Below are 6,566 nucleotides of genomic sequence, written 5' to 3'. Positions count from 1 at the left end.
TCTCCCATCTTGCAACGGTTGCAACTCGACGCTGACGACTGGCTCAAGCAGGTGAGGCTGTTCAAACGAAGCGGCATTCGGGCCATCGGTCACGGTGCGGCGCGAGAGCGTTACGCCAACCACTGCGGGCAGCGACGGTGTCATCAGCCAGCTGACTGAATTCGCCCCGATAAAGTACTTGAAGTTGTATGGTGGTTACGTTCGCCAAGTTGTTGGCTTTGTACAAACCAGCATGTTCTGAGAAATCAGCTCAATTCGGACTGCATTCTTGATTGTTGTTAGCTCTATTCATTCAAGCCGCCTTGGTTGGATGAACCAGAGAGCGGATTAACCAAAATGGTGGGTGTCCACAATTATTATAATGGATCAATTTATTGATCTTGCTCAGGAAACCATCGTCTCCTGCTTCCCTCCCCCGCTCCACTCGCTAACATAGCCGTTTGGCAACCGACTCACCGGAGTCACCCATGCGCCAGGCCAAGGCAAGATCGCAGGTAAAAAGCAGCAGACTGGAGGCTGTCATTCAGGGGCGGTAGCCTTGCCGAATGGCATGGATCAGCAAGAGCTGCCCACTGGGTCCACCCAAGGTGATGACGGGCCTTATGTTTATTTCTGAGCTGTTCACGTTGGCGTGGTTTGGCGGCGCTTTCAATGAGCAACCCATGTACTGTTTTTTTACACAGCCGTCATGGTGGCGCAAAAAGAGGAAGTCACGCGAATACACCCAGCATAAGAAGCAAACGGATAACATTATGATTTAATGATGATTTATACTTGGCGGCGATTGAAATGTTACGGAGTTAGATGGAATTCTCTGCTAACGGATTAGTACCGCCTTCCATCTAATCACTGTTAGAACGCAGTGCTGGTTATCTATGGAACTCTACGTAATCGATTGCAAAAATATTGAATCCGAGCAGGAGTTTTGGGCTGCCTATATTCACTTAGTCAAATCCGATGGCTCGCAATATTTTGGTCGCAATCTAGATGCGTTTTGGGATGCGCTCTCAGCAGGTGGTCCTGGCTTCCCCGGCGATGAAGCCGGTTGTGAAATTCAATTTATAAACACTTCAAAAATAAAAAAACTACGTAATGGGGCTTTCTACCAAGCACTGAAGGTCATAGAGAAAGATTTAAAAACTGAAAGCTATGGTAATGCGTACATTAAAGTTGAATAAAATTCGTTCTAACACGGCGGTCAACTACACTCCGGCCCTACGGGCCTTCGCCGGACGCGCTGACGCGCGCCGGTTACCTCGGCGTTATAAGGCAGGAATGAGGTCATGAATAAAGGTTCAGTAATAATAAATTTAGATGAGCGTTGGAGTCTTGAGGATTTCTCGGTCTTTTCTAATCAATATATTCAGGTTTATGGTTTCTTCTTTGCTTTGAGAACGCTGTCGGAAACCGACTCAACAATGGAATTTGAGCGCATGCCTTGGCTAGGTGGAGCTAGTGTTGTCCATTTTTTCACTGGTATGAAAAATCATATTCACCCAGACTTATTGCCCAATGTTCAGAAAATACAATATGCGTCTCCGGGATTTATGGAGTTATCAGTACTTATTGAAGTTGCTGATGACATAAAAAATCTGGTTTTCGCTATTTGTTCTACTGTGGGTACGATTGCGACGACTTATCATGTGATTCATTCTCAGTATCGTTCGAGACAACTAGCGCAAAAGAAAATGCGAGAGTTAGAAAATCAGGAAGATAAGAACTTTGTAAGAAACTCTGTTCTTGAGTTACATGAGCAGTTAAATTTATCTCCCCAACAAGTAGTGAGCCTTTCCAAAATATCAAAAGGTGATCAATTAGTGGAACTAAAAATGTTGATGGCAATGTATCGTAGAGCTAAGCCAATTGCTGATTTGCAGACTCAGAATAAGGCGCAACTGTAAGCCTTATAACAAAGCGTTTAAGCGGGATTTGGCACGCGTGGCATTTTCAATTTGCGTTGGGTTCAGTGGTTACGGCGCTGTGCGGTAGCTTTCGTATTGCGTGCCTGCACCCCTTAACGCGGCGTTAAGTGCTCAGGAGATTATATTATCGAAGATCTGTTTAGAAATTGGGTATCAAGCGAGTTGTTTGATGAGCAATCTTTCATATCAAAACTTCATGAGTTTCACATATGGGACGATGATGAATACTGGAAACTAGATAACGCCATCTACGACCTTGCAATAAAATATGGCGACGATGATTGCATACCTAGAGAGATTGCTTGGCCGATAGCTAGAATTTTTAGCTATCTAATGATGGTATTTGAAGCACACCACAACAAAAATGACTTTTTCGCCATCAAAGACTTGGATTCTGAACAGGTATTTAACCGCAGAGAAAGAGTGCAGCTAGTTTTTGAAGGATTTTTTAAGGGTGAAATGATTCCGAATGATAGCTTCGACTATTTTGACCCTAGCAGATAATGCACTTAACAAGGCAAGTCAGCATCGCACCTTCGGTGCTGGACTCGCTAACGCTCGCCGCTGCTTGCGGCGTTAGCATGCGGGAGTAATATGAAGAAAATTCTCATCATCGGTAATTCTGGCTCAGGCAAGAGTTGGTTGTCGAAACAGTTATCCCGAAAACTTCAGTTGCAGGAAGTTAACTTGGACTCGATTGCATGGGAGTCAGGTGGCTATAATCAAAAACGCTCCACCGGAGCAATCAAAAATGAAATTGCTAGTATAAAGTCTCAATGTAACTGGGTTGTTGAGGGAGTATTTGGTGCTTTAGCCGAACAGCTTATTTTTTCTGCTGACATGCTGTTGCTTTTGGATTTGGAATGGTCTGAATGTGAAAGTTCTCTTTATGCTCGTGGTTCGGAGAGCTCGAAGCAACTTAATGAGGAACAGGCGGAGAAGAATTTTCGTGAATTATTAAAATGGGCTTCTGAATACTCGGTTCGCGAATCCAAAAGTTCGCGGCAGTTCCATCAGCAATTGTTCATAGATTTTCATGGTACTAAAGTACGTTTCACTACACGCTCTCAAGTGAATGAGTTTGTAGCGGAAACAACATGCTAACAAACTGTTTAAGAGTGATTCGCAACGCGTGGCATTTTTACCATGCGTTGATTTTAGTGATTAAGGTGGTGTGCTGTAGCTTCGGTATTGCGTTGCTCACACCTTAACAGAGCGTTATGTGCTTGAGAGGTAAGTTTGAAAAATAAAATGGGACACCCACCTTTCTGAGCGCCTTGTCGCGGCCAACACAATCGCAGGTGGGCAGGGTATTGGCTCCCCCTCTGATTCGCCGAGGTGAAGCCATCAGGCCAGGTCGCGAGACAGGGATGTCGAGCGAGCGGCGGCGGTCCAAGGATGGACCGTCGGCGCGTACCGTCGGCCTGATGGCTGAGGCGAGGGCACTCGACGAAGGAGAGCGAATCGGCGGGGTTGGCCTTTCTTTTGGTGACTTTTCTTTGGCCACGCAAAGAAAAGTCACTCGCCACAGCCCGAAGGGCGGGCGAAAACCCTTCGAGGAGGAACTCCTCGCGTCCCATGCGGCGCAGCCGCATCAAAGGGCTTGCCATAGGCAAGGAGCTTGGCTGAGCTCCTCCAAATGGGCGGGCGAAATCCCCATGCGGCGCAGCCGCATCAAAGGGCTTGCCATAGGCAAGGAGCTTGGCTGAGCTCCTCCAGAAGGGCGGGCAAAAACCCTATGCGGCATAGCCGCATCAAGCCGCTCGCCACAGGCAAGGAGCTTGGCTGAGCGCCTCCAAATGGGCGGGCGAAACCCCTATGCGGCATAGCCGCATCAAGCCGCTCGCCACAGGCCAGAAGCTTGACCGAGCGCCTCCCCCGGGGGGAGCCCCCAACCACAACGAGGCATATCCCATGACCCTATCGACACAGGATCTGACCCAAACCCGGCACTGGTTATCCCAGGCGCAGCGCGAGGGGGTAAGCCGGATCATCACGGCCAGCTTTAGCGGCGTGGCGCCCGAGGCCTACTTGCAGAAGTATTTCGATGGCCCGGATGCCTTCGAGCGCAAGCTGCGCCTCTACTTCGACGGGCCAGATCTGGTGGGTTATTGCCTGCTCACCTTCAGCGACGAGGAGGAGGTGACGGTGATCCGCGCCTCGGCGGGTTTCCTGCCGGCCTATCGCAACGGGGGCAATACCTTCGCCTTCTCCCTGTGGGAGAGCGTCAAGGGGTGGCTGCGCCGTCCCTGGCGCCGGATCTACTACGCCGATACCATGCTAAGCCCGGCCATGTACCGCGCCATGGCCAGGCGCACCGGCATCATCTGGCCGCACCCCGAGCACAGCGGCTCGCGCGAGCTCTTCGAGCGCTTCAACCCCGGGGGGGAGATAAGCGAGACGACCGGGCTGCGCTGTCTGGTGCGGGTCGGGCGCGCCAGCCACTACACCCAGGAAGAACTCGCCTCCCTGGCCGCCAGCGACAAGCCCGACATCCAGTACTACCGCACCCTCAATCCCGGCTTTAACCAGGGGATGGCCCTGTTTGTGATCATTCCGGTGCACCTGGGGCAGCTCATTCGCACCCTGCTCAAGCAACTGAGGGTAAGATAGGGCGTTTCCTGAGTGAGTGGCATATGACAACAGAGATACAACAGCAGATAGGGTGCGTCGCCCTGGTGGTGGATGACTACGATGAGGCCATCGCCTTCTATACCCGGCAACTCGGCTTCACCCTGATTGAGGATAGCGATCTGGGCGGCGGGAAACGCTGGGTGCTGGTCTCGCCCCCCAACTCGAACGGCACGCACCTGCTGCTGGCCAGGGCCAGTGGCCCCAAACAGCGGCAGTGTGTCGGCAACCAGAGCGGTGGCCGGGTCTTTCTCTTCTTGCAGACCAATGATTTTTGGCGAGATTACGAGGCCATGAAGGCGCGAGGCGTGCACTTTTGCGAGGCGCCGCGCGTGGAGGAGTACGGCACCGTTGTGGTGTTTGAGGATCTCTATGGCAACCGCTGGGACCTGCTGCAGCGTGGCCACGCCGGGCCGGCGCCGGCATCGCCCTTCCCTGACACGCCAACCTAACCCAAGGGGGATTAATTCCCCCTCTCCCACTTCCCCCGCATCCCGGTTTACCCTGTCGTCCCTTGCGTATCAGAGATCATCATGTTTCGCACCCTGTTACTGATCCTGCCCCTGATCCTGCTGCAGGCCTGCCAGCCCAAGCCCGAGATGACCCGTATCGAGGGACGCACCATGGGCACCTTCTATGCAGTCACCCTGGCCGATCCCTTCCCGGGCGGAGAGCGCGCCCTGCAGCGCCGGGTCGACGCCCTGCTGCTTGAGATAAACCGGGAGATCTCCACCTACGACCCCGACTCGGTCATCTCCCGCTTCAACCGCGCCCAAGATACCCGGCCCCACCCCATCCCCGAGCGGATGGCCAAGATAGTGGCGCAGGGAATCGAGGCGGGAGAGCGCACCCGGGGTCAGCTGGATGTGACCGTGGGCCCCCTGGTCAACCTGTGGGGCTTTGGCCCGGACAAGCGCCCCAACAAGACACCCGACGAGCAGGCGATCGCCGCCGCCCGGGAGCGGGTGGGCATCGACAAGCTGGAGCAAAGCCGTGGCAGTGACGGCCAGCCCCTGCTGGCCAAGCGTCGGCCCGATCTCTATCTGGATCTCTCGACCCTGGGCGAGGGGGCGGGCTCTGATGCCATCGCCGAGCTGCTCGAGCAGGCCGGGGTGCACAACTATCTGATAGAGATCGCCGGCGCGGTGCGAAGCCGGGGCCACAACCCCAAGGGCAAGCCGTGGCGGGTCGCCATCGTCGACCCTTCCGATCAGCCGGGCGCCTTCCAGGCCGTGGTCACCCCCAAGGGGATGGCGGTCAGCACCGCGGGCAGCTATCGCAACTACTACGAGCGCGACGGGGTGCGTTACTCCCACATCATAGATCCGGTGACCGGCCACCCCATCCGCCACAAGCTGGTCTCGGCCACCGTTATCCTGCCCAGCGCCCTCGAGGCCGATGCCTACGACACGGCCCTGATGGTGATGGGGCCAGAGAAGGCCATGGCCTATGCCAGGGACCACCGGCTGGCCGCGTTTCTGGTAATCAAGACGCCTCAGGGCTTTGCGTCTCGCCACACCCCGGAGTTTGACCCTTACCTGGCCAAGTGATCCCGGGCCCCTCGGGCTGCCCCGGCCCGTCAGGGCGACGCAAGGCGTGGCTGCCGAACAGGGCGGCCAGGGCCGCCCCCAGGGTGTAGGCCAGCAGATCGAGGGGATCGAAGTGGTTGCCGATGGCGACCCTGAGCCAGTGAGCCTGGATCCCGAGCCGGTCCACCAGATGCAGCCCCTGGGCCCCCTCCACCACGAAGCAAAAACCCAGCACCCAGAGGGCCAGTCGGCGCGGCTCGCGGCGCACCATAAGCCCGGCGCCACTAAAGAGCACCAGCACTATGGTCACATCGCCAAGAAAGCCGCGCCAGAAGGGCCCCCTGGCGTAGAGGGCGATCAGCACGACCGCCAGAGCGGTGAGGATAAAGACGGCAAGCAGCCGCGGGCGTGACATGGAGGTGGCAGGTGACATCGGGTTCTCCTTGAATTGTGGCGCCACCCTAACCCCCGACTGTGTGGGGAG

Annotated in this window: 8 protein-coding genes; 7 read left to right on the top strand and 1 reads right to left on the bottom strand. The window is 54.9% G+C overall.

The window, feature by feature from the left end:
• Positions 1–875 precede the first annotated feature (875 nt).
• The 7 genes from AB5Y48_RS10855 to AB5Y48_RS10825 all read left to right on the top strand — a co-directional run bounded on the left by AB5Y48_RS10855 (position 876) and on the right by AB5Y48_RS10825 (position 6,103).
• Positions 876–1,178, top strand: coding sequence for a barstar family protein (locus AB5Y48_RS10855; RefSeq protein ID WP_082177887.1), 303 nt, complete (start codon positions 876–878; stop codon positions 1,176–1,178).
• A 105-nt stretch (positions 1,179–1,283) separates the two neighbouring features.
• Positions 1,284–1,901, top strand: coding sequence for a hypothetical protein (locus tag AB5Y48_RS10850; protein ID WP_050665232.1), 618 nt, complete (start codon positions 1,284–1,286; stop codon positions 1,899–1,901).
• 144 nt (positions 1,902–2,045) lie between these two features.
• The gene (locus tag AB5Y48_RS10845; protein ID WP_082177888.1) at positions 2,046–2,426 is read left to right on the top strand and encodes an Imm41 family immunity protein; all 381 of its coding nucleotides are present in this window, start codon (positions 2,046–2,048) and stop codon (positions 2,424–2,426) included.
• Positions 2,427–2,516: 90 nt separating this feature from the next.
• Entirely contained in the window at positions 2,517–3,026 is a 510-nt protein-coding gene (locus tag AB5Y48_RS10840; protein ID WP_368164411.1) for an AAA family ATPase, read from the top strand.
• Between the two features lie 810 nt (positions 3,027–3,836).
• On the top strand, positions 3,837–4,535 hold the full coding sequence (locus AB5Y48_RS10835) for a hypothetical protein (RefSeq protein WP_368164410.1): 699 nt from the start codon (positions 3,837–3,839) through the stop codon (positions 4,533–4,535).
• Between the two features lie 35 nt (positions 4,536–4,570).
• Positions 4,571–5,005: a VOC family protein gene (locus tag AB5Y48_RS10830; RefSeq protein WP_368164414.1), complete on the top strand. Its 435-nt coding sequence runs from the start codon at positions 4,571–4,573 to the stop codon at positions 5,003–5,005.
• Between the two features lie 81 nt (positions 5,006–5,086).
• Complete coding sequence (locus AB5Y48_RS10825; protein WP_050667278.1) at positions 5,087–6,103, top strand: FAD:protein FMN transferase; 1,017 nt, start codon at positions 5,087–5,089, stop codon at positions 6,101–6,103.
• Here the strand turns inward: AB5Y48_RS10825 and AB5Y48_RS10820 are convergent.
• Positions 6,039–6,515 carry a DUF2809 domain-containing protein gene (locus AB5Y48_RS10820; protein ID WP_050667277.1) on the bottom strand — a complete coding sequence of 159 codons (477 nt, stop codon included), beginning with the start codon at positions 6,513–6,515 and terminating at the stop codon, positions 6,039–6,041. The two genes, AB5Y48_RS10825 and AB5Y48_RS10820, sit on opposite strands and share 65 nt — an antisense overlap.
• Positions 6,516–6,566: the final 51 nt, after the last annotated feature.

This window comes from Aeromonas sp. R6-2 (assembly GCF_040908155.1).
Taxonomy (GTDB): domain Bacteria; phylum Pseudomonadota; class Gammaproteobacteria; order Enterobacterales; family Aeromonadaceae; genus Aeromonas; species Aeromonas schubertii.
The sequence above is the reverse complement of the archived record's forward strand: the minus strand, read 5'-3'. Positions and strand labels throughout refer to the sequence as shown.

Excerpts from the sequence above, each read along its gene's own strand:
- AB5Y48_RS10820 (WP_050667277.1), bottom strand. The coding sequence starts at position 6,515 with ATGTCACCTGCCACCTCCATGTCACGCCCGCGGCTGCTTGCCGTCTTT.
- AB5Y48_RS10835 (WP_368164410.1), top strand. The coding sequence starts at position 3,837 with ATGACCCTATCGACACAGGATCTGACCCAAACCCGGCACTGGTTATCC.
- AB5Y48_RS10840 (WP_368164411.1), top strand. The coding sequence starts at position 2,517 with ATGAAGAAAATTCTCATCATCGGTAATTCTGGCTCAGGCAAGAGTTGG.
- AB5Y48_RS10850 (WP_050665232.1), top strand. The coding sequence starts at position 1,284 with ATGAATAAAGGTTCAGTAATAATAAATTTAGATGAGCGTTGGAGTCTT.
- AB5Y48_RS10855 (WP_082177887.1), top strand. The coding sequence starts at position 876 with ATGGAACTCTACGTAATCGATTGCAAAAATATTGAATCCGAGCAGGAG.
- AB5Y48_RS10825 (WP_050667278.1), top strand. The coding sequence starts at position 5,087 with ATGTTTCGCACCCTGTTACTGATCCTGCCCCTGATCCTGCTGCAGGCC.